This window comes from Ruegeria sp. CG1 (genome assembly GCF_056537265.1).
Genome location: NZ_JBQFRF010000010.1, coordinates 63,225 through 86,043 on the forward strand (window position 1 = coordinate 63,225; position 22,819 = coordinate 86,043).

Annotated in this window: 21 protein-coding genes; 9 read left to right on the forward strand and 12 right to left on the reverse strand. The window is 53.0% G+C overall.

Annotation, left to right across the window (positions count from 1 at the left end; translation table 11 throughout):
- Positions 1–30: 30 nt before the first annotated feature.
- The gene (locus tag ACR0AU_RS20170) at positions 31–1,245 is read right to left on the reverse strand and encodes a LysR substrate-binding domain-containing protein (protein WP_170514588.1); all 1,215 of its coding nucleotides are present in this window, start codon (positions 1,243–1,245) and stop codon (positions 31–33) included.
- 281 nt (positions 1,246–1,526) lie between these two features.
- Here ACR0AU_RS20170 and ACR0AU_RS20175 point away from each other — a divergent pair, with 281 nt between their 5' ends.
- Complete coding sequence (locus tag ACR0AU_RS20175) at positions 1,527–2,126, forward strand: GNAT family N-acetyltransferase (protein ID WP_170514585.1); 600 nt, start codon at positions 1,527–1,529, stop codon at positions 2,124–2,126.
- A 244-nt stretch (positions 2,127–2,370) separates the two neighbouring features.
- On the opposite strand, the gene ACR0AU_RS20180 is transcribed toward ACR0AU_RS20175, so the two are convergent.
- From ACR0AU_RS20180 to ACR0AU_RS20200, 5 genes are all read right to left on the reverse strand, one after another.
- Positions 2,371–3,471 carry an alpha/beta hydrolase gene (locus tag ACR0AU_RS20180; protein ID WP_480796164.1) on the reverse strand — a complete coding sequence of 367 codons (1,101 nt, stop codon included), beginning with the start codon at positions 3,469–3,471 and terminating at the stop codon, positions 2,371–2,373.
- Positions 3,472–3,525: 54 nt separating this feature from the next.
- On the reverse strand, positions 3,526–4,500 hold the full coding sequence (locus ACR0AU_RS20185; RefSeq protein ID WP_170514579.1) for a mechanosensitive ion channel family protein: 975 nt from the start codon (positions 4,498–4,500) through the stop codon (positions 3,526–3,528).
- A gap of 161 nt (positions 4,501–4,661) precedes the next feature.
- Complete coding sequence (locus tag ACR0AU_RS20190; RefSeq protein WP_480796165.1) at positions 4,662–4,784, reverse strand: hypothetical protein; 123 nt, start codon at positions 4,782–4,784, stop codon at positions 4,662–4,664.
- 38 nt (positions 4,785–4,822) lie between these two features.
- Entirely contained in the window at positions 4,823–7,321 is a 2,499-nt protein-coding gene (locus ACR0AU_RS20195) for an arylsulfatase (protein ID WP_170514577.1), read from the reverse strand.
- A 211-nt stretch (positions 7,322–7,532) separates the two neighbouring features.
- Positions 7,533–7,814: a hypothetical protein gene (locus tag ACR0AU_RS20200; RefSeq protein WP_480796166.1), complete on the reverse strand. Its 282-nt coding sequence runs from the start codon at positions 7,812–7,814 to the stop codon at positions 7,533–7,535.
- Positions 7,815–7,868: 54 nt separating this feature from the next.
- Between ACR0AU_RS20200 and ACR0AU_RS20205 the strand changes: the two genes are divergently transcribed.
- The 3 genes from ACR0AU_RS20205 (at position 7,869) to ACR0AU_RS20215 (ending at position 10,915) form a co-directional block, all read left to right on the forward strand.
- Complete coding sequence (locus ACR0AU_RS20205; RefSeq protein WP_480796167.1) at positions 7,869–8,546, forward strand: helix-turn-helix domain-containing protein; 678 nt, start codon at positions 7,869–7,871, stop codon at positions 8,544–8,546.
- A 404-nt stretch (positions 8,547–8,950) separates the two neighbouring features.
- Positions 8,951–9,490 (forward strand): AMP-binding protein, encoded by a 540-nt coding sequence (locus ACR0AU_RS20210; RefSeq protein WP_170514573.1) that lies wholly within the window; start codon positions 8,951–8,953, stop codon positions 9,488–9,490.
- Positions 9,491–9,742: 252 nt separating this feature from the next.
- Positions 9,743–10,915: a cation:proton antiporter domain-containing protein gene (locus ACR0AU_RS20215; RefSeq protein ID WP_170514570.1), complete on the forward strand. Its 1,173-nt coding sequence runs from the start codon at positions 9,743–9,745 to the stop codon at positions 10,913–10,915.
- Here ACR0AU_RS20215 and ACR0AU_RS20220 read toward each other — a convergent pair whose 3' ends face one another.
- From ACR0AU_RS20220 to ACR0AU_RS20230, 3 genes are all read right to left on the reverse strand, one after another.
- Positions 10,916–11,167, reverse strand: coding sequence for a hypothetical protein (locus tag ACR0AU_RS20220; protein WP_170514254.1), 252 nt, complete (start codon positions 11,165–11,167; stop codon positions 10,916–10,918). It abuts the gene before it with no gap.
- 144 nt (positions 11,168–11,311) lie between these two features.
- Entirely contained in the window at positions 11,312–11,560 is a 249-nt protein-coding gene (locus ACR0AU_RS20225; protein ID WP_170514567.1) for a hypothetical protein, read from the reverse strand.
- A gap of 87 nt (positions 11,561–11,647) precedes the next feature.
- Entirely contained in the window at positions 11,648–13,459 is a 1,812-nt protein-coding gene (locus tag ACR0AU_RS20230; protein ID WP_170514564.1) for a Na/Pi symporter, read from the reverse strand.
- A gap of 261 nt (positions 13,460–13,720) precedes the next feature.
- Between ACR0AU_RS20230 and ACR0AU_RS20235 the strand changes: the two genes are divergently transcribed.
- A complete protein-coding gene (locus ACR0AU_RS20235) occupies positions 13,721–13,891 on the forward strand; it encodes a hypothetical protein (protein WP_170664628.1) in 171 nt (56 codons plus the stop codon).
- A 241-nt stretch (positions 13,892–14,132) separates the two neighbouring features.
- On the forward strand, positions 14,133–14,765 hold the full coding sequence (locus tag ACR0AU_RS20240) for a tyrosine-type recombinase/integrase (protein WP_170514558.1): 633 nt from the start codon (positions 14,133–14,135) through the stop codon (positions 14,763–14,765).
- Positions 14,766–14,953: 188 nt separating this feature from the next.
- Here ACR0AU_RS20240 and ACR0AU_RS20245 read toward each other — a convergent pair whose 3' ends face one another.
- Entirely contained in the window at positions 14,954–15,640 is a 687-nt protein-coding gene (locus ACR0AU_RS20245) for a GntR family transcriptional regulator (RefSeq protein WP_170514555.1), read from the reverse strand.
- 139 nt (positions 15,641–15,779) lie between these two features.
- On the opposite strand from ACR0AU_RS20245, the gene ACR0AU_RS20250 reads away from it, so the two are divergent.
- Both ACR0AU_RS20250 and ACR0AU_RS20255 read left to right on the forward strand, forming a co-directional pair.
- Positions 15,780–16,937 carry a M24 family metallopeptidase gene (locus tag ACR0AU_RS20250; RefSeq protein ID WP_170514552.1) on the forward strand — a complete coding sequence of 386 codons (1,158 nt, stop codon included), beginning with the start codon at positions 15,780–15,782 and terminating at the stop codon, positions 16,935–16,937.
- 2 nt (positions 16,938–16,939) lie between these two features.
- On the forward strand, positions 16,940–17,734 hold the full coding sequence (locus ACR0AU_RS20255; RefSeq protein ID WP_170514549.1) for a carbon-nitrogen hydrolase family protein: 795 nt from the start codon (positions 16,940–16,942) through the stop codon (positions 17,732–17,734).
- Between the two features lie 211 nt (positions 17,735–17,945).
- Here ACR0AU_RS20255 and ACR0AU_RS20260 read toward each other — a convergent pair whose 3' ends face one another.
- On the reverse strand, positions 17,946–19,427 hold the full coding sequence (locus ACR0AU_RS20260; protein WP_170514546.1) for a phospholipase D family protein: 1,482 nt from the start codon (positions 19,425–19,427) through the stop codon (positions 17,946–17,948).
- A 289-nt stretch (positions 19,428–19,716) separates the two neighbouring features.
- A complete protein-coding gene (locus tag ACR0AU_RS20265; RefSeq protein ID WP_480796168.1) occupies positions 19,717–21,024 on the reverse strand; it encodes a tetratricopeptide repeat protein in 1,308 nt (435 codons plus the stop codon).
- A gap of 496 nt (positions 21,025–21,520) precedes the next feature.
- Here ACR0AU_RS20265 and gntH point away from each other — a divergent pair, with 496 nt between their 5' ends.
- Positions 21,521–22,816 carry a guanitoxin biosynthesis MBL fold metallo-hydrolase GntH gene (gene gntH, locus ACR0AU_RS20270; RefSeq protein ID WP_170425056.1) on the forward strand — a complete coding sequence of 432 codons (1,296 nt, stop codon included), beginning with the start codon at positions 21,521–21,523 and terminating at the stop codon, positions 22,814–22,816.
- The last annotated feature ends 3 nt before the right edge of the window (positions 22,817–22,819 follow it).

The window sequence follows — 22,819 nt, forward strand, 5'->3', positions numbered from 1 at the left end:
AATTTGACTGTAGTCGGTGCTCTTTACTGCCTACAGCAAGTGAGAGGGCGTCCATCGGAAAAGGCTTTTCTCATATTCGGTAATTGATTTCGAGAGCCACCGCATGAACAGTTTTGCCGCTGGTCGAACCGGGCCCGGCAACGTGACAAGGTAGTAGCCGATCTGCGGTATTGGATCGTCGAACAGCGCCACGAGTTGTCCCGACTTCAACTCGTCAGAAACAAAAGCCGGTACCGTCGCCCCGATACCATCACCGCGACGGATGCCATCCAGCAGCATATTGCCCGGCACGCGGACAACTCTCCGGTCGGCGTCGGTCGGAATTCCGACTTTTTCTAACCACAGGTCAAACTCGACTGACGCTTGTTCCTGAAGAAGCGTGAAATCAAGCAATTCTGCAGGAGTCGTGAGCACCCGGTTTCCGATTAGTTCGCGGGACGCAACAACCGTCAGACAGCCTGGCAGCAGCATCTGCGAGACAAGCCCTTGCCAGTGACCTGTTCCGTATCGGATGGCCATATCAATTCCGCCCGGCTTGAGGTCGACAGCCTGGATCGTTGAATCGATCCTCAATTCGATATTGGGAAATTCGTCAATAAACGTCGATAGACGCGGCATGAGCGATCGCGGAGACAGAGGCTCGACCCTGCTCTGTCCCGGGAACAGCCAGCCCTGCGGGCGGGCCTCGCGCCAATAGTCGCGCAGCAGCGCCAACAACGACGGTGACAGCATCACGTCACGATCCTTGCCGCCTTTGCCACGTTCGACATGGATCAGCATCCGATTGCTGTCGATGTCCCGAACCTTCAGATTGGTGACCTCGGAGGCGCGCAATCCCGCACCGTAACCAATGCCGAGCGCCGCCCGGTATTTGAGACCTGGCCCCGGGGCCGACGCCAGAACCGCCGCAACCTCCTCGAAGCTCAGCACAATCGGCAGCTTCCGCGGTTCGGTGCGGAACTGGATATACTTCTTCATATCCTCCCGATCGCAGGTCTTGCCGAAAAAGAACCGAAGCGCAGCGACCCGGGCGTTGTAGACCGACGGCGTGACCTCGGTATCTGTCATGTGAAGCTGATAGCCGCGCAAATCGTCCGGCGTCGCCGTGTCCGGTGAGCGCCCGAGAAAGGCTGTGAAGTGCTTGAGTGCACGGATGTGCGCTTTCTGCGTTGTTTCCGCCAACCCGCGAATACGCATGTCCTCGATCATCCGCGCACGCAGCCGGCTCATCTTCTCCTGTGTCATGGAAACCTCCTGTCCAATTGAGAAAACTCAATCGTCAGGCAGATCCGTCACATCGCAAAACGCGCTCCCTGTAGGTCAGATCGATACAGCAGCCACAAGCGCAAATGCCGCGAGAGCGGCTTAGTCCCCGAGCCCAATGCAGACCTTTGCGGGATACCCGGCGCGAGACTGGGTGGACTGGCTAGTCAGCCATCTGATGAATGCTAGGGCGCCGTTTTGATTGCCATGCAAACACACAGATTGTACTGCAAATATCACTACCGATTCAGGGAGCATTTGCCATGTTAAATTGGCCGGAACCTTTTTCAATCGAGGGGCTGCATGTTACGGTCGAACCTCTCTCACAGCTTCATCATGATGACCTCGCTGAAGCCGCAGCCGATGGGCAACTTCATCGCCTTTGGTATACCATGATCCCCAAGCCGGAGGGTATTCACGCAGAAATCGAACGCCGTCTATCTTTACGTGAAAACGGCTCGATGCTTCCTTTTGCGGTAATCGAGAACTCTACAGGTCGCGCCGTTGGCATGACGACCTACATGAATATTGATGCCTCAAATCGTAGGCTTGAAATTGGTTCAACTTGGTATCGACAGTCGGCACAAAGAACTCCGCTGAATACGGAATGTAAGTTACTGCTATTGCAGCAAGCATTTGAGGAACTTGACTGTATTTGTGTCGAGTTCAGAACCCACTTCATCAATTCTAAAAGCCGCAGAGCCATCGAAAGGCTTGGAGCAAAACTTGATGGTATCCTCAGGTCAAACATGATCATGGCAAACGGAACAATCCGGGACACCGCTGTGTATTCCATTATTAAGTCCGAGTGGGCGACGGTAAAAGCTAATCTCATCTGGAAGTTGGAAAAACCAAATCCCTAACATCAACTTGGAACGTCCATCGGCTTTTTGATATTTCGATGTCCGCCTTTTGTTTCTCTGTAAAATAGATCCGACGTCGATACGCCATTCCAACACTCCATCTTTACTCTCAAAGTGAAGTGTTGCGTCGATCCATTGAGACCGCCGGACAAAGCGGTTATTTTAAAGAGTTGAGTTTGGCGCTTGCAGCGAAGAAATCAAGCACGTGCAGAAATAACGCGATGAACGCGCACCGGCATATTGATTACTGCGTTAAAACGATGCCCGTCTCAGCTTCAAGTTTTTCTGCGTCGACGGTAATTATGCGTCCCGTTGCGTCGGTGCTGATGACTCCGCCTCCAGACTGATGCAGTGACTTGAGGAATTTCAATATTTCCGGAGATGAGCCGATCTTGAAATGCTTCAGCGGGTCACTGGACTTAATGTTGGTCAAGTCAAATACGGCAACCTTCAGACCACCAAGCTCAGACACGGATTTGATATCACCGACCCTATCTCCCTGACGCCGAAGTTTTGCTGAGAGGCTAAGCGCCAGATCATCATTTGTTGTCAGCAAGATGATGGGTATACCTTGCGCCAGGACAGGTTGTGCCTGCGTGCGGAAAACATCTATGTCGAGGTCCGCAGATATCAGGATAAGAGCCCGGATTTTCCGCAAAACCGATATTTGATTTTGCTGAGCCAATTCACGCATGGAGTCCATGGCCACGAAATTTCCCATGGAGTGGGCAACCACCAGATAGTTCGTTAGACGCGACTCTGACATGGCGGCGAGGGTCTCCTTGAATGATCCACGGGCAAACAATGCGCTTTCACGGTCATCAAGGTATTTCAACACGCGGCCAGCAGACGGCCACGAATACACGATTTCGACCCCTTCGCGTCCGGTATCTTCTGCGAGGGCGGTTGCGCGTATGACAGCTTCGGCTGAATTGGTATTGAACCCATGGACGAAAACAAATCCTTGACGGTCATCGACGGCGCGTTTGCCGACCTCTTCATTTATGGCCCGCACAAATGCCTGTTTGCCTTTCAACCGCACGGCAGAAGAGACCAGGAACTGCGTGTGCGGATCAACATCTTGTCCTTTAGGGTACCTCACTTCCCCGATTTCCCGCGCTGGCGGTATCGAGATGACAAGTTTGGAATAATTGGTCTGATCGGAACGGGTTTCAGTAAAGAAATCTGGCGCGGGTGCATGCGCCCGGGAGGCCGCGACAAGGATCGTCCTTTCGCGTGCCGGCGTTGCAGCATTTGGCAACAGGGCCAATGTTCCGCGTTCACCGCAGCCGCTGATCATTGCGGCGGCAACGACAACCAATACAGTCAAACTGCGCATGGCCATGTCCTTTTTTGAAGCGCTAAAAACAATTGATTAGTCGCGCCAGTACGTCAGCCGTCAGCCAGAGGCCGATACACGCGGTGCCTCGGTGTCGTCCGCGGTGGCAATAACATCGTCTGAACGATCCACTTTTACAGTACGTTCAGCAAACTCGATACCGTTGTTTGCAAAGCCTTGCTGAACCAGCCTGTAGACTTCGCGGCGGATGAGAAACTGTTCGCCAGGCAGGGTTGTGAATTTGACACGTACGGTCAGCCCGTAGAGATCGACGCCGTAGATACCTTGAAACTTAACAGGAGAGAGCATTTGCGGACCAAAATACTCATCCTCTTCGATTTGCCTGGACAGCGCCTTGATGACTTTCTTAACTTTGAGGATGTCCGTGTCATGCGGGACCTGAAACTCAAGCTTTGAGATGACCCAGTCCCGGCTGAGGTTCTTGACCGATTGAATGGTGCCGTAGGGGAGCGTTTGCAGCGCCCCCCGGTGGTGCCTGATTTGCATCGATCTCAGAGAAATCTTTTCGACGGTGCCGCGTGTCTCGCCGATCTCTACATATTCTCCCAGCCGAAAGGCATCGTCTATCACAAAGAAAATGCCCGCTAGAATATCCTTCAGGAGGCTCTGTGCCCCCATTCCCAATACGATCCCGACAATGCCTGCCCCTGCCAACATCGGTGCAATTTTGACCCCAAGCTCTGCAAGGGCGACAAGGATCGCAATGATGACGGTAAAGGTGATAAGGATTGCCCGCACTAAGGGGATAACACTGAGACCGCGTGACAAAGGCGCATGATCAGGGTCGGTGGTTTCCTGCCGGGCATTGCTGGTCAACAGGTAGTGGCGCAGCACAGCGAGCATGGCGAGCGACAACAAGCTGCCGCTCAGCAGGAACAAAAGAACGCGGGTTGTCGAGGTGATCTGCTTTGTTTCGCCATGAAGCAGGATGCCGCCAAACACGACCTCTGCCACTACGAGGACGGCCGAGCCAAACCCAACCAGCCACCAGTACAAGGTGCTTGGTTTTGCCAATTCAGTATCCCCCTCTCTTCAAAAAATGCAGCAAGCGCTGCGTCGCTAGTACATCATTGCACGCCGGTAAGTGCGCTGCCTTTCGCGGGCTAAATACGTCATGCCCCTGGCTTTCTGGAGAAATAGAAAATCTGCCTCGCCGTCTGAGGTGTGTTCTGCTTTTATTGGAGAGCGACCGTGGCGGCCAGCAGCGGTGCCTCACCAATGCAAAGCTGGCGTCGGGTTGTGATGGTCTCATGTTTTTTCGGGTGATCCTGCATAACATCCTCCACGGAATTCATCATTGACAGGACCCCGTCGGAAACAGAGCCCTGTTAAGGGGTTAGTCGCTCGCGCGATGCATTGCGTCTTCCAACCGTTTCTTATCGGCGTCCGAGAGTTCCGGCCGTTCGATTTTCAACGTCAGTTTGTCCAGCTTTGCAGTCAGGTTGAACGGCGGTTTGTAGTCGTTGTCGTAGACACCTGTTAGCGTATCCTGCCCGATGTCGAACGATTCATCCCATTGCAGAATGACCGGGATGGTGTTTTTCATCTTCTTGGTTGAAACTACCTTGCCATCCACGCTCAGGGTGCCGGTTCCACTCTGTCCGATGCCACTGGCGTCGCCATAGGCCAGCGTTCCGTCACCCAATCCGTCATATTTGAAATCGAACTCGACGGTATGTTTACCTGGTGTCAAAGCGTCGTTACCCTGCCACTGGATGCGCTTAAGATTGAGCATGTTCCAAGTGAAGGTCGGTTTGCCGTCCTTGAGGTAGAACCCGTAGCCCGCGAACCTGCCGCCAGAAGTCACGATCATACCCTCCGCGCCGCCTTCAGGCACCTCGATCTCGGCCGTGAACGTATAAGACGAATTCAAGATACTGGGAGAGTCGCCCTGAGGCACACCGATCATGGGTTGCGTATAGACAAACTCGGTGCGGCCTGCGGTGATGCTGGGTCGCGGCTTGGCGAGGCGCGACGTCACAGAGGCATCCAGCGGGAAAACCTGGTATTTTTTGGCTTCCTCGATGAAGATCGCTTTCAGTTCTTCCACCTTCTCCGGATGATCCTTGGCCACGTTCTTTTGCTGGTTCATGTCCGTTCTGAGATCATAGAGTTCGAACTCCTGATTGTTCAGCGGGTCGGGGTTGGGTGTCTTGGGGGTTTCCCATGGCATCCGGTTGACCTTGGTGCTCAGGAACCAGCCTTCGTGATACAGCGCCCATTGGCCCATCATCTCAAAGTACTGCGTACGGTGACGACTTGGCGCGTCCGCATTCGCCTTGTCGAAGGTATAGGCAAAGCTTGTGCCTTCAATTGGTGACTGAACGATGCCGTCCACCTCGAGCGGTTCAGCGATACCGGTCACTTCGAGAAGGGTCGGGACGACATCGATCACGTGCAGGAACTGATCGCGCATCCCGCCTTTGTCGGTAATCCCTTTGGGCCATGATACGACCATGTTCTGACGCACGCCACCCAGCCGGTTGGCATTTTGCTTGAAGTAATCGAACGGCGTGTCAAAAGCCCATGACCAGCCTGCGGACATGTGGTTGTACGTCTCTTCAGTGCCCCAAACATCATACCATTGAAGTTGGGTCTTGGCAGGCATGGCCGAGATACCGTTGAACCAGGCAACCTCGTTCGGCGTTCCCATGGGACCACCCTCGGCGGATGTCCCGTTGTCACCGTTGATGTAAATGACCAGCGTGTTCTCCAACCGTCCCAGATCGTCGATAGCATCGACAACGCGGCCAATCTCATGGTCAGTGTAGGCCGCATAGGCGGCAAAGACCTCAACCTGCTTGACGAACAGTTTTTTCTCGTCATCGCTCAGTTGATCCCATGGCTTGATCTTGTCAGCGGGCCATGGAGTCAAGGTCGCATCCTGAGGGACAAGCCCCAGCTTCTTCTGGTTTTCGAATATCGTCTGGCGCAGCGCCTCATAGCCGTCGTCAAAGAGGTTCATCGCCTCAATCTTCTCCACCCATTCCTTGGTCGGGTGGTGCGGGGCGTGCGTTGCACCAGGCGCGTATTTCACGAAGAACGGCTTATTGGGTTCGATTTGGGTCAGACGTGAAATATGCTGGATCGCATCATCCGCCATACCCGTGATCATGTTCCATTCCGGATTTCCGTCATAGGGGTAAATCTGGGTCGTGTTGCGGAAGAGATTTGGTTGCCATTGGTTCGCGTCTCCGCCAACAAAGCCATAGAAATACTCAAACCCGAGGCCTGTGGGCCATTTGTCGAATGGTCCCGCCTGGCTGGCGGCGAAAGACGGCGTGTTGTGATCTTTACCAAACCACGAAGTTGCGTAGCCGTTGTCTGATAGTATCCGGCCGATGGTAGCCTTATTTTCAGGTATGATGCTGTTATAACCGGGGTAGCCGGTGGACTGTTCGGAAATGACACCAAAGCCGACTGAATGGTGATTGCGACCTGTGATCAAAGCCGCTCGTGTGGGCGAGCACAAAGCGGTCGAGTGGATATTGGTGAAGCTCAGCCCTGCTGCAGCAAGTTCGTCCATCGTATCCGTCGGGATTACCCCACCGAAGGTGCTTGGAACGCCAAACCCTGCGTCATCAAGGATGATAAGCAGAACGTTGGGTGCCCCCTCCGGCGGTACCACGCGCGGTGGCCAGTACTCGGTTGACTTGAGCGCTTGAGGTTCAATTTTGCCGCCAAACTCAGACGGTGGCGGAGGTAGTTGTCTGCCGTCAATTGTGGTTGTGGCACCCGGCGATCCTAGCGGGGCTTCGGTCTGTGCATGGGCACTCAGGCTCACGCAAGACATAGAAGCTATTGCTACAGCCAGTGCTAGATTTCGATGTGTCATACTCTGTTTCTTCCCTTCGATCTGCTGCGCATCCTGAAAGTCGGAAAAATCTTGGCGGCAGGTAGCGTCCCCACCGGATTTTGCCGAGCTTGGGTATTGAACAAGCATCCTGAAGCGGAGTGATCCTATATTGATTTGGATCAAAATACTGGTCTAAATTTGACTTCAGTGGCCAAAATTCGACGAGAAGCTGGAGACTACTCTTATGCCATCATCCATTCCACTCATTCGCGCCGCGTCCATTTATCCAATGCGGCGATGGGCGCATGACAATCATCTTGACGTTGACGGTTTGCTGGCGAAGGCGGGGCTGGAGTGGGTTCCAGATAATGACCCTTACCTGCCAATTCCACTGCGCGGCACCGTTCGTTTTTTGGTGGAACTTTCGAGGCAGGAAGGTGCTGACACCCCACGAAGGATCGTAGACGGGCGCGGCGGATTCGAGATCGGCTTGATTGGTGCCGCGGCCTTCGCTGGGCCAACTGTACGCCATGGGTTTCGCCGGGTATCGCAAAAGATGCAAACCCATTCCACACATGAAATCTTCATGGTTGTTGATGGGCCGAATTCAATTCAAATCACGGATGGCTGGATCTTGGAGGTGGGCGAGCAGGAAGTTCTGCACTACGTCCAGCAATATGTGGCGGCGTTGGTTGACATGATTTGCTCTGTGGCGACAAACAATACACCAGCTGTTTCGCGTGTCGAACTTGTACCCCACCCAGACGAAGGTTTGTCTCATTTGAAACCTTGGCTCGGGGATCGAGTGATGCCCGCGAAAAACCGCACGCTGAATGTAAAAATTGATCAGGACGTGGCCGAGGCCGAGTTCCCGGAAGAAGTACGCAGCCTGGCCGTCAAAAAAGACGATACAAACCTGCGTGTATTGCGCGAGAGCCAGTCGCTGGCCGATCAGGCTGGTGCGCTTGTCGAAAGCATGCTTGGAAAGGCGCCGCCAAGCTTGGACAGCTTGGCCGCTGCTGCAGGTACCAGCGCACGCAGCTTCAGACGTCTACTTTCTGAGGAAAACACAAATCTTGAGCAGATTGTAGATAGGGTTCGCGCTGAGACTTCTCTTAGTCGCCTGCTTGAAGAGCCAAGCGTTTCTCTGAATCAGTTATCGCGCGAGCTTGGCTATGCAAATCAGGAAACTCTTTCCCGCGCAGTCAAACGATGGACAGGTCAAACGCCGAGCGGCTATCGACGGCAACACTCCTCGCCGTGACGGTGTTAGTTTCCTTTCATACGCACGGATCAGTCGCGCCTAAGAGCATGATGGCATGAGGATTTTCTTGCACTTGCGAAAGTCCGCACTGCCCGCTCCTTGTTAGTTCAGGCAATGTGCCGCGAGGGCTGGTTTTTTAACACATCCCATTTAAGAAAGCTGCAATGCAGTAACTCAAAGTGCGATGGATGTCGCCTTTGGGGGGACCGCGCAGGGTATCAGGACGGAGGTGTTGTGGATGCGGCACCGCAGCCGAGGTCGGCCTCTCGAACCCAAACCTAGCTTTGGTAGGGGACTAATGGACCGCTCTTGGTGCACTTACGTTCGCGTAATCTCCAACGTGGAAATTCGACCCATTTGAGTGCAAGGTAACTGAAGGGCTGCATTTGGAGGAATGTGTTTTGATGGAATCGAATTCTGACTCTGGTACTCCTCGAGACTATTCCAAAGCGGTGGAAAACTTTGATCTGAACATCGCAAAGTCTGTCTTTTCCGGTAGTTTCAGCGACGGGATCAATGCATGCGTCGAATGTTGTGACGCCCATTTGCAGGGCAATCCCCTGGCTTTGAACTGGATTGCATTGGACGGGCATTATGAGACTCGCAACTTTATGGAGTTGCGCGATGAAGCCGCGCGTTTCGCCAACTTGCTGAAGGAACAAAGCATCCAACCCGGCGACATCGTGGCGGGTCTATTGCCACGCACCCCGGATCTCGTGACAGTTGTTCTCGGCGCCCTCCGGGCTGGCGCGGCCTATCAGCCATTGTTCACAGCCTTTGGGCCCAAGGCTATTCAGGACCGTCTGACCATGAGCGGTGCGAAGCTGGTTGTGACCTGCGCAAAGGCCTCTGTTTCTTCGAGCAATTTTCCTATGCGTACCAAAATTGTTCGATCTGGGCATCGAAGGCCGGATTGCCAGACATGGGCGGCTGCATTTGTTTGAAAACATCCAAAAGTGACGTCGGAATATTTGTGTTAGATTCCTTTGTCGGCATCGAAAGTTTCTCTTCATTTCCTGAATGAGTTATTGTTTCAAGTGCAGCGCGCTTTCGCCTTAATACAGATCAATATCCCTTTTTTTAGGGATCTTTGGCCTAAGCTGCGACGGGACACTCGCATTTTCTCCGTCATCGGTTCCTAGCAGGCAGGGTTGGGGTTAGAGTAGTCTAGACAAGAACTTAACGCTTGGTTTTCTATGCACATTGCCGGCTTTCTGATTACCCTTGGTGTGCTCTTCCTTGCCGGATTGGCGGCCGACCAACTCGGCCGGGCCACGCATCTTCCTCGTGTTACCACCTTGCTTTTCCTTGGCTTGATCGCAGGGAATGCCGGAATGGGGTTGATCCCACTCGACGTTGCAATGTGGTTCGATGAGGTATCCATCGTGGCATTGACGATGGTCGCATTTCTTCTTGGAGGATCATTGACCCGCGAGAATCTGGTTCGGCATGGCCGAGCCATTCTGACGATTTCGATTTCAATCGTGGTTGCAACCCTTGTTATTGTTTCTGCTGGACTGGCCGCTATTGGCGTGCCCTTCGGGTTGGCGCTGGTGCTGGCGGCAATTGCTACGGCTACAGCTCCGGCCGCCATGACAGACGTGATAAAACAATCTGGGGTGTCCAACAGCTTCACCGAGACATTAAAGGGCATAGTCGCAATTGATGACGCTTGGGGACTGATCGTTTTCAGCGTCGCATTGGTTCTGGCCGGTCATTCGGACGGTTGGGCTACCATCACGACCACAGCGATGTGGGATTTCGGAGGGGCTATTTTGTTGGGTTCTGCACTAGGCGTGCCATCCGCTTACCTGACCGGTCGCTTGAAACCGGGAGAGCCAATGCAGGCAGAAGCAGTGGGCATAGTCTTTCTTACAGCGGGCCTCGCGCTTTGGCTGGAGGTTTCATTCTTGGTAGCAGGCATGGTTGCGGGCGCAGTTATCGGGAATCTTGCCCGCCATCACGAGCGTGCTTTCCATGAGATCGAGCACATTCAGTGGCCATTCATGATCCTGTTCTTCCTGTTGGCTGGCGCCACGTTGGATATTGAAGCCTTCGGCTTGATGGGCTGGGCTGGTGCTCTTTTCCTATTCTTGCGCGCTGTCGCCCGCCTCGTCGGGGGTTATTGCGGAGCGAGACTTGGCGGCCTGCCTAGCCGTCAGACCTGCTGGTACGGTCCAGCTTTGTTACCACAGGCCGGTGTCGCGGTAGGAATGGCCCTTGTCGCCGGAGAGCAATTTCCACATTGGGCCGCGTCGATCATGGCTTTTACTCTAGTCAGTACTGTGGCCTTCGAGGTGTTGGGGCCGCCGTTGACTCTCATGTCAATCAGACGAACGGCTGACACGGATGAGCAGATTGGTCAGTGACTATTCAGACTGGATCGATTCAAGAAAGGTGAGCAAATTCGCCAACGGCAGGCCTACCATCATTCGTTGCCCATTGGGCAAAGCCACCGCGATTTGTTGGTCTGTCTCAAACACCGCGCCAAAGATTGGATTTCGCCACCAAATGCAAACCTCGCGGATCGCATCTACACGCATAATTCCCTGGCCGACAAGCACATCAACTTGCCGCAGCTTCTGAACTATTTCTTCCGGCTTATGTCTATTGTTAGCCATTCTCGGTCCTCCGTTTCTCAGACATAACGGTGGTCCAAATCAAATCGGGCACTCCAGTTGCTTAGGTGTGTTGGCATCAGGTTCAAAATGGCCACGAAGGCACTCGTCACGAGTCCTCAAATTTCTAAAGCCTGAACCAGAGTATTAGTCAATTTCGCTCAACAGCCACTCAGCCCGTTTGACACTCTCGTGCGCTGTTCCGAGTTTTCGAACCAGTCTGGCTTTCCTGTCAGAATTTTTCTCCAAATGAATTTCGGCTTCAAGATCTGCCACCTTCTTGCGCAGCTTTTTGAGTACCTTCTGAACATGGCTGGATTTAATTTTCTTCGCTTTGCCTGCCTCAAGACGCGAGTTGTACTCGACCATTTTTTCGGCAAGTTTTTTCAATCCCATCTTAATACCCCCCGCAGATCGTCGCACAATTTCAGCATGCTATTTGCTTTCTACGACTTTACTGTGATGTTTTTCGGATTCTTCTTCCTAAGAGAGCGCATCGGTTTCAATCTTATACTCACCGAGTTCTTCTTCTTCTAAAGCCAACAAACGTTCGACTTCGGCCATGGCGCTGTCTCGTTCGATGTAAAAGGTTCTCGCTGCTTCGATCAGCTTACGCATCGCGCTATAGGCATAATCCGAGTCGTTGAGAAATGAAGTTGCGGCATCGGGAGTGAGTTGGTTTTTTCGAATGAGCTGTTCTACACGGCGCGCAGCGGTCCGAGCATCTTCTTCTATTTGCGCACGTTCCTGATCAAGCCAGAGCGCACTACGCTCACCCGGTTCTGCGTCTTCAAGTTTTTGAATCTCAATGAGTATTCTGGCAATTTCAGTACGGAGGTCATCATACAGTTCGGTTGCACTCCCGGAAAACCGTACAGTGTGACGCAAGATATTCTTTCGCAGGTGTTTGACCGACTTAACCGCTTGAACGATGTCGCCAGCGACATCTCTCAGGGCATAAACTCGTTCCGCTACATCTGGTTCGACACGTTTTTCCCCAACGCGCGTCGAGAATTCGACAATGGCGGAATAGAGTGTCTTGATCTTGCGCCGATAGCTTTCCTCAATATCCATGTCGGTAGGTGTTCGACTGCTTCGAACCACCTCTGCAACGCTGTTCGCGCTAAGCACATCCTTCCTATGCAGATTCAGGCCATGCAAGATCAACGTCATCGCGTTTTCGTATAGGTGCATGACCTCCTTTCGAAGTGCAATCTCAAGAGTTTGTGGGAAATCATCGGCCGCATCGTTCAGGTAACGCGGTTGACTAACATCCGGGATTGGTTCGATAATACTGCGTTCTAGAAAGGAGATCAGTCCCCGCATCAATGGTAACATGAGCAAGACGCCGAGCACGTTAAAGATAGTATGGAACACTGCCAACTTCAGAGCAAAATCTTCCGCACCGATACCCACGGCACCACTGATCAGGTCAACCATCTCACGTAGCGGGACTATGAAAACCAAAGCTACCGCCGCAGTTATTGTATTGAAGATCAGGTGCGCCAATGCCAGTCGCTTGCCCTGAAAATTGGCGCTGATCGAGCCAATAATCGCCGTAATCGTGGTTCCAATATTAGCCCCGATCGCGAGAGCCAGCGCGTTTTCATAGCTAATTTGTGAAGCGGCAAGCGCAGTGAGAGTAAGCACCATTGTCGCGTGGCTCGACTGCATAATCACGGTTGCGGCAGTCCCCAACAAACAATAGACCACCAGCCCCCAAAATCCCGACAAAGCAAATCGCATTAGATCGACCTGGTCCTTGAACGCGTCGAAACCCTCTTTCATGTAATGAATGCCTAGGAACAGAAAACCCAGTCCGCCAAGGGCGTAACCAATCCCACGGAGCACCTTCGGCTTCTGAAACACAAGGATTATGCTAAGGCCGATAATTGGCATGGCATAGGTTGCGATATTCACCTTCAATCCTAGCCCGGCAACCAACCACGCACCCGTCGTCGTTCCGATATTGGCCCCAAAGATTATCCCCACCCCACCGACCAGAGAAATGAGGTCAGCACTTAAAAATGAAATCGTTATGACCGAAACCAGTGAGCTGGACTGCAACAACGCAGTAGAGACGAAACCGAATAATAGAGATCGCGAAACGGATTTTGTCGCCCGCTGTAGCATTCGTTCTAGTGTTCCGCCTCCAAGCAGCTTGAAGCCGTCTTCAAGCATAAGCATGCCAAACAAAAAGATAGCGATCCCAGCTGCAACCACCTGCGCGTCAGGACTTACCCAGAAGGCAATTAGTAGCGCGCCAATTGCGACCAGTAGGTAGTACTTGATCATTCAATTAGTCCAAATTTTTTGGATCGAAAAACACCGAATGGCGCGAATTTCGACCTACAGGAAGATCGCACGCTAACCTCGACCAACTCTCCTGCAGCGCCAAGATTTTCAACAGATACTACATCCCAAACCTGCGTGCTTTCTGACCTCGATGTTTCTACTACTGCAACGTGCATGTCTCATTGATTCAAATCATGGCGTAGGAACTCTACTTGCCCAACTGTTTGAACTGACTTGCTACATGAGTCCGATGGACCAAAAATGTTGAGAACTGACAGAGTAGAAAAAGCAGTTCGTCTAAACCGCGAAGAACTGTTCCGGTTTGGTACGGCTCTGCTCTTCATCGTCGGCATCATGCTGGTAGCAATGGCCAGATCGGAAGGCGGAACAGACGGAGTGCTCTTGATCGTCGCCGCAATGATCGGTGGATAGCCATTCTGCAACAAACCCAGACAGACTACGGCTTCTCGTTTGACAGGTTTCAATCGCCGCGGGCTTTGGTACTAACTTTTAACGATTGCGACCGTCTGCTTTGGGCTCAGACCAGCCCAATGCATCCGCGGCGTTTCCCAAAGAACACGCAACCTGACAACGGCCATTCAAGCCACCAGTAAACTGAGGCGTCAGCGCTGTGCTGATGTCTGGGATTGGCGGGAGGATTGGAGAGCAAACTATGTCAAGAGTCCAACTTCCCGCTGTTACCCCGAAACGAAGAGCCTGGAACAAGGGCCGGATCATCGGCCAGAAACGACCACTGTTGCCGAAACAGGTCTGGGCGATCCGCGCGCGGCTCGAACTGGCGGGCAACCTGCGCGATCTAGCACTGTTCAACGTGGCAATAGATAGCAAGCTTCGCGGATGCGATTTGGTCAAACTGGCCGTCGCTGACCTTGTGAGGGACGATCGCGTTCGCGAAAGGGTGTCCGTGATCCAGAGCAAAACCAAGCGGCCCGTTCAGTTCGAACTCTCTGAAAACACGCGGGATACCATTGCCGCATGGATCAAGTCACCGGAGATGCTCGGCTGCCGTTTCATGTTTCCCAGCAGGTTTCATGACCGCCCGCATATCTCAACGCGCCAATATGGTCGGCTTGTGAGGGGTTGGGTGGCCGCGATTGGGCTAGAACCCAGTGGATACGGCACCCATTCGCTGCGCCGGACCAAAGCAGCTGAGATTTACCGCAAAACCGGAAATCTCAGAGCGGTTCAACTTTTGCTCGGTCACACCAAGGTAGACAGCACAGTACGGTACCTTGGTGTCGAACTCGAAGATGCGCTGAGCATTGCCGAGCAAATCGACATTTGATCCACGTTGGCGGGCGGCTCTTGCCGTTCGCCAATCCTGAGCGGACCTGCGTTCGCGGCGCAGCGGTGGGTCGGATAGAGCCCAATGCACCGGATGCAGCACTCCGAGTATTTGACCGCTATACGCTGTAAGCGACAAATCCGTCTTTTGATCGCTGGATCATGACATAGGCAATGCAGCAGGGTGCTTCACTCTGATTTGGTCGATAGCATGTGGGTTTTGATCCGTTGATACCCATATCCGATATGGGTTCGCTGGATAAACCCGATGGCAGTGACATCGCCTAAGTCAAGCGCGGCGTTGATCTCATTAAGTTCCGCGACCAGCGCCAGTGCCATTTCCGAGTCTCTTTGGTTGCTGACCAGGTACCACGTGCTGGCTGCCTGACAATAGGTCTGCCACCAAAATGACCTTAACGTACCATTGCCGATCAGGCCGGTGATCAGCTCATGCAGGCGATGATTGATCTCAATATATTTCCTGGAATCGAAAGCATTGCACAACGCTTTCGCCTCCTGCAGCAATTCCTGCCCGATCTCGCAATCTAACTCGGTGATGCTGCGGGGGGAAATGGTGCCGATCAGCGGCGCAAGCTCCAGCCGCATGTCGTAGACATGACGGATTTGCGTGGCCGACAGCGCAACCACGACCGTGCCCACACCATTACGGGTTTCCACAAGGCCCAGATGACTGATCCGGCTGATCGCATCGCGTATCGGAGTTCTGCTGACGCCAAATTCAGCAGCCAATTCAGCCTCTTTCAGTTGTTTGCCTGGTGGGTAATCCAGAAAACAAATCCGTTTTAGAATTTCGGTCTGGATGGCTTCGGCCGTACTTTTGGGTTCTGTTGCGATGGCTTTCCGAGGGAAGGGCATACAGATCTCCTTTACTTAAGGTGCATACATCAACACCGATTTTTTGACAATATCCGGTAAATAATTGGATTTGACTCACCACCTGTGTACAGCTTAAGCGTTTGAGATGTCTCTCCGGCCCCCAATCGAGGAAATACAAATGCTCGAAGAAGCCAAAACCCGCACCTTCACCCTTCAGGCCCGGATGAAGGACCTGGGTATCCAACGCGCGGTTTTCACAGATGAAAGCTCAATCGCTTATCTCTCAGGATTCTGGGGCTATTTGGGTATCGAATTTGGCCGCCCAACCATGTTGGTCATAAATGCCGATGAGGCACCCATCGTGATCACGCCATTAATGGAAAGTGAAATGGTCGCTGCGATGACTTGGGTCGAAGATGTACGCACATGGGAAGACATGGGGCAGCGCACTTGGGGACGGGCCCTTGCGGGTGCTTTGGGCGACAAGCCGGAAGAGATCTGGGTGGAGCGAAGAAGCATTCCGGCAATTGTGCGCAACCACCTGGATGAAACCTATCCCGGTGTGTCGGTCAAGGACATCTCGCCGGTCCTGGGCGCTATGCGGATGATCAAAACGCCGTTTGAAATTCAAGTGATGAAAGAGGCAGGCCAAATTGCAGGCGCAATGATGAAAGCCGCGCATTCCAGCCTGCAAGAGGGGGCACAGGAATATGAAAGCGCACTGGCCGTGATCGAGGCCGGGTCGCGCAAAGCGGCGACATTTCTGACGGACAAGGGCTGGGACAGGTTCGTATCGCCAATGATTCACAACCTGCAAATCCTGCAAAGCGGCAAAGACACATCCATGGTGCACCGCCGTGCCTCGGTCCGCCAGTATCAGCGCGCTGATCCGGTTTATTTCTGCTTTTGCAACATGGCGCAATTCAAGCAATACAAACTAGGTTTTGACCGGATGTTCCATATTGGCGAAGTGCGCGACGATGCCGCCCGCGTGCAACAAGCCGCCATTGATGCCCAACAGGCAGCAATCGCCGCCATCCGACCTGGTGTCGAAGCACAGGACGTGGCCGCTGCAGCAAACGAGGTTTACGCCGAACGTGGGTATGAAACTGGCTATCGAACTGGGCGGTCGATTGGTGTGGCCTATCTTGAGGCACCAGAGTTGAAGGCCGGTGACACCACCATCCTGCAGCCTGGCATGACCTTTGCGGTTGATGGAGGCATCTCGGTCGATGGGGTGACTGCCGGGCGCATTGGAGATTCTGTTGTGGTGACCGAGACGGGATTTGACTACATCACGGAATACCCCCGCACATTGCTGGTCACGGACAGCTAAAGATGAGCCGCTTGTTTCGACTTGCTGTTGGGCAATCGCCAGCAGAATTGGCCACGGTGAAGGATCGTCTGGATTGGTTGTCGGGCGTGATGCCCTCGGTCGCTGCCGAAGATGCCGACCTATTGGTCCTGCCCGAGCTTTTTGCCAGTGGCTACAATATTGGTGACCAAGTCGCCGCGCGCGCCGAACCTGCTAACGGTCCCATTGCCCAAGCTGTTGCAGCACTTGCCAAAACCCACGGTGTCGCAATCCACTATGGGTTCCCCGAAATTGAAGGAGAGGTGATCTTCAATGCGTCGCAATGCATTGGGCCGGACGGCGCTCGTTTGGGCGGTCACCGCAAACTAGCCATTCCGCCGGGTTTCGAAGGGGATCATTTCACACCCGGTAGAGGGTGCGCGCTTTTCACTTATCGCGGTGTGCTAATAGCAACACTAATTTGCTATGACGCCGAATTCCCGGAAACCGCGCGGCATGTGGCCTCAATGGGGGCTGAGCTTGTCCTGGTGCCTACCGCCCTTGGCGCTCAGTGGGAATGGGTAGCACAACGCATGATCCCGACGCGCGCTTATGAAAACGGAGTCTTTCTTGCGTATGCGAACAGCGCTGGCAGCGAACATGGCATGTCCTTTCTGGGTCAAAGCTTTATCGCAACCCCCGACGGCCGGGAACTGGCGCGCGCAAATACACAGGCCCAGATAATCCACGGTACGTTGCAACTAGACAAAGTATCAGTTGCCCAAGCGCGGCTTCCCTATTTAATTGATCGTGAAGCGCTGAAAGTGAACATCCGATAGGCTGCACCAAATAGCTGTTTTGTCCGCAACTCGGAAGTCACTACGCATGGATTTAAAGCTCTGGTTTGCGGTTAACTCGGACTTCGCAAATTTACGAGAACGGCTCAACTGAAATAGCTCTCAACCAAGTGACGAACATGGTGCGGTGCGGTTAAGCAAACCTGCCGTTCGCAGTTTCCTACAGAATCTTTTTTCGGAACCAAGAATTGCTTTAGGATTGCGCAAACAACGTTGGTTCTTCACTTTGAGACGAAGTTATCCAAAGCAAGATTGAAAGAGAAATGAATGAAACGCTTGTTTCCATCTCTGCCGGAGAACGCGACGCTTGGAAGTGTCTATCAAGCCTTTCCAGACAAACTTTCTCCGCTTTCAATTGATCAGCGAGCGACACAGCAATCGCCGGACTTTCGATCAACAGTCCCATTTCGGTGTTAAGACTCGCAGACCTGGGATCGAGGTTGTATGAGCCAATAAAAATCCGCTTACCATCTGACGCAAATACCTTTGCGTGCAGGCCCGATGCCGATCCGGCCAGTATCTCTGGTAGGCTCCGGTCTCGATGTTCCTGCCGCAAAGCGCGCAGCTCTAAAAGTTCTACACCGCTGTTCGTCAAGTCATCCCTGTACCGCATGTAAGCCGCGTGAACTGGCATCACGTCGGTTGCGTCCAAGGAGTTGGTCAGGACACGAACTTTTACTCCGGACTTCGCTAACCCATTCAAGACCTCGGCACCTCGTTCACCGGGAATGAAATAAGCAGAGACAAGATCCAGTGATGTTTGAGAGGCTTCGGCGAATTCGATCAGTTGTTCGACGATCAAGTCTTTACTTGCGACGATACCCAAGCCTTTGGCAGGGTCGTCGACAAAAAGAGTGACCTCACTCCAGTCGAACTTCAAATCATGTCCCTCAATCCGGTCGGGTAGTTCGCTTTCCTCGATTGCTTTCTGATAACCTGCGCCGATGGCAGTCTGGCGCGCCGCATCAGCTTTAGCCTGTAGGCTTTTTTCTGCGGGAAGGTCTAAGAAGAGAACGGCATCATACGAAGAAGCGCTATTCCAATATGTATCGAAGGACTGCGAAACCTCTTCCACAATAGGACCGATGGCTATCGCGTCTACGTCAAGATAGTGAGTTCCTGCCCCGTAGTCGAAATATATGTCGCCGATATTGCGGCCACCGACAATTGTGGCCACCCCATCCACTGTCATTGACTTGTTGTGCATCCGCCGGTTCAGGCGGCTGAAGTCAAAGGCGTACGACAATAGTTTGGGACTTCTCAGTGTGAACGGATTAAAAATGCGAACATTTGCAGTGGGCAAAGCATCCAGTTCGGCAAGCAAACCATCCAATCCTGAGATGCCGTTATCGTCGACCAGCAACCTAACCCGCACACCACGCTCGGCGGCTGCCCTAAGCTCGTCAAGTAGCATCAGGCCGGTCACGTCATCCTGCCAGATGTAATACTGAGCATCGATTGAAGATGTCGCTTCCCTCGCGAGGATGGCGCGGGCTGCAAATGCCGCGCGACCGCTTCCTAACGGGCGCACCCCGTCGAATCCGGGATTGCTCTCCAAAGCGCTCTTGATGGTCGTCCCAAGTGGTCCAGTCCAATCGGAACCTTGCATCACAGTCTGTTCGGCGAAGTTTTCTCGCGGGAGTGGAAACGCCAGCCTTAGTCCGACGACGGCCATTACGATCATCGCTGCTACAATTAAACAAATCCTGATCAGTCGCACTTGAGGCCTCGTGTCTGGCAGATAATAAGAGCTTTGCAGATATGCTTGGCTTATCAACCTCCTTTTATTCATGCGATTAGATTGGGTCGCTACGGATCTTCGAATTCGAACCGAAGCGTGTACGATTATCTTCAATCATGTGTATGTTGGCCGAGGCGAACAGCCTGAGTCAGGAAGCTCTAACGGACTGGAAGGTGGCGAGTTGGTCGCGCGGACTCCTTCGACTAGCTGAACGTCTGCTGACTCAACTTGGTGAATACAGATCAAGCACCGAAAGAACGCGCGAACGAGTTGCAGAGTCATTCACGAAAAACCGAGCTATAACTTCATGGGCAGGAAAGTCCGGCCAAGTGTCCAACATTTCGACGATTGCCTTCTCCGCCCCTGCAGGATTACCTGTTTCGTGAAAGGCGGTCGCGAGCAAAAAGAGGCTTGGAGGACTTACGGGATGGCCTCGCTCTGCTGCTTTGGAGAAGGCCTCAATGACTTCGTCATAGTTCTCCAGCATTAGTTGTGAAGCGCCGTAGATATTGTTGTATGCGAAACGGCCGACGCCCAGTCGAGACCGTTGTGGGTGAGACACTTCGGCCATAAACACTGGATCATCTACCACTAGGGCCGTGATGCCTATTAGATCCAAAGTGTGGCCGTCTTGAGGGCTAAGGTCCAAGGCAATTCTGGCACGGCTAAGCGCTCCTTCAATGTCTCCCGTCACGGCAAGGGTCCAACCATGAGCGGCTTGGGACCAACCATCCAAAGGGTCTAGCGTGGTAGCGTGCTCTGCCATTTCCAAAGCTTCACCAATTAAAGCGGTAGATGCGTCGGCATTGCTTGTAAGCAGTGACTTAAGTGTGAGTACCTGGGCCGAACCCGCATAGCCTGCAGCAAGGTTCGGATCGAGTTCAATCACATACCGAAACGTTTCCAGGTTAATGGCTTGCCGTCGGAGGTCGAACAAAGGAAAAAACAATCCCCGTGTTTGCTCGGCTAAGTTTACAGCCTGAACACTGGTAATTGACCTCTCCCGAAGTGCAGCCAGTTCTGAGGAGCTTTTAACGGTTGCGAACTCCGTTTTCGATTGGGAACCGCGTAGACCAAAATACCACAGAACAAATATCAACAAAAGCGTTGTTCCGATCAGGGGCAGCAGGAGTTTATGACGCCATAAACCGTCAGAATGCGAAGATTCCGACTGGCTTTGTCCGACACTTGGCTTCGTCGCGATGAATCGTTCAAACTGTGGTCGATACCCTCCGGTTTGCATATTTATGCGCAAAGGGTCCGATCTGCCCGCGCCACTGTAATAATCCTCCAAACCACGCCGTAGGCGACGGGCTTCAACCCGCACGAGGTTTAGTGCCCCTCCGTTCTCGTCAAGTTCCTTATCGTAGACATCGGTCGCAATAACTTTGCCCTTTATAGAACTCCCATGACCGTCAAGTTCCTGCTCGACAATGTATCTCAGGAAGGACTGCAGTCTGGGTGAACCAGCAAACTCTGCAGATGTCAGGACGCGCTCAAGTGCTTGTCTAATTTCTTCAGCCGTTACCATTTTCTTAGAAAGAACCTGATTTAAGAAGTTTTTTCAATATATTAATAACCATCCTGCTCCTCTGAATTTAAGCTGAACTTACCCCTAGCTCACTGTAACTCACTTTCCTTTCGCTTCATCCACCTTCTAACATATTGGCTAAAGTGAATACAAAAGGGTCACATTCTGCCATGAACTGCAGGGAACTCCACACCCTCATACCCGAGTATTCCGAGGCAGCTCTGTCCCGAGCGCTAAGGAACGAAAACGTACGTGAAGCGGTGGAAGACCTTGATGAAGCCCTTAAGTATTTAGCCCTCTCACCAGAAAAGTCTCCTGTTCGAAGAGAATGGGAGACTGTTCGAGACGAGCTGCTGTCTGAAATACGAAGGCACACTCAGAGGCTCACCAATGTCGATTGACCTCGACGATGTCACCGAACTGCGGGGCCTGATCTTCAGGAACCAAGAAGAAGTCAAAACACTGAGCACCAAAACCATATCCGGAGGAATCTAGAATGAGCCAACCACGCAACCCTTACGGGCAACGCCCCGGCGGTGGCATTACGCTGCCGGAATATTTCCGGCCAACACCCGGCTGTACAAGCAACAACTTTTTCCCGCCCAACGAGCTTTTGCCAAAAGGCGAGATGCGGATTTGTTTTCCGGGTAGCACGCCTTGGCCTCCGACGATGGTACAGTCCGGCACATGCATTATCTTGGAGTTGGGGAATGGTACTCCATTCCCGCGCCGCCTGTTCTTTGATTTCGGCAATGGCTGCGTAAGGAATATTATTCAGCTTGGCATTTTGCCGCCGATGGTGCGCGACATCTTCATCAGCCACTTGCACGTCGACCACTATGCAGACCTGCCCTACTTTATGCCGTTCCGCGCATGGTCGGGTGGCTGGCGTAACGGTTTGCGCATTTTCGGCCCATCGGGTGACCGGCCAGAGACGGGCACTCAATATATGGTCGACAAGATGCATGAGATGATGACATGGCATCTTGAAAACTTTGACCACTGCCCGATTGGCGCAGGCTACGACACCGAAGTTGTCGAGTTCGACTACAAAGACGAAGGCGGTGTGGTTCTGGAAGAACCCGGATTGAAAGTCACGCATTGGGCGCGAAGCCACGTGAAAAGCGGTGCGTCAGCATATCGCGTGGATTGGGAAGAAGCCGGATTGTCCTTTGTCTGGACAGGCGACGGGCGCCCTGATGAAAGCACGATCGAGTTTGCGAAAGGCTGCGACATTTTCGTGACCGAAGGACAAGCCGATCTACCGCAACTGCTCAATTACAAATACGGCACGCCCAAAGAAGTTCTGGAATTCACTCTGGATACCTACCACACGCCTTACTATGCGGCGGGATATCTGATGAATGAAATTCAACCTCGGGCCGGTGTGATCTGCCACTACACCGAGGAATCGGCGGGCGAAGCCATCGCGGAAATTCGCGCGCATTGGGATGGTCTATTCCTCTTTGGTGGACCAGACACCAAGGTAATCAACGTCACCAAGGATCGTATCTGGGAACGCATGGCCCTGCGTCCGGAAATGCCGGCGATGCAGCCACCAGATCCCAGAACGATACCGTTCCCGGATGGCGAGATGCCGGATTACATTCAGATCCCGAAACCGCGTTTGCCGCGTGAGGAACAACAGGATGCCTTCCTCCGGGAACGGGAACTAGATCCGGCCCTCTACATGCCTGAGGACGTACTCCGTCCACTGACGCAGCACTACGACGAAGAAACGTTCCGCTTCGACCTCCACGCCCTGATTGCTGCACGCGATCATACGGATTGATCT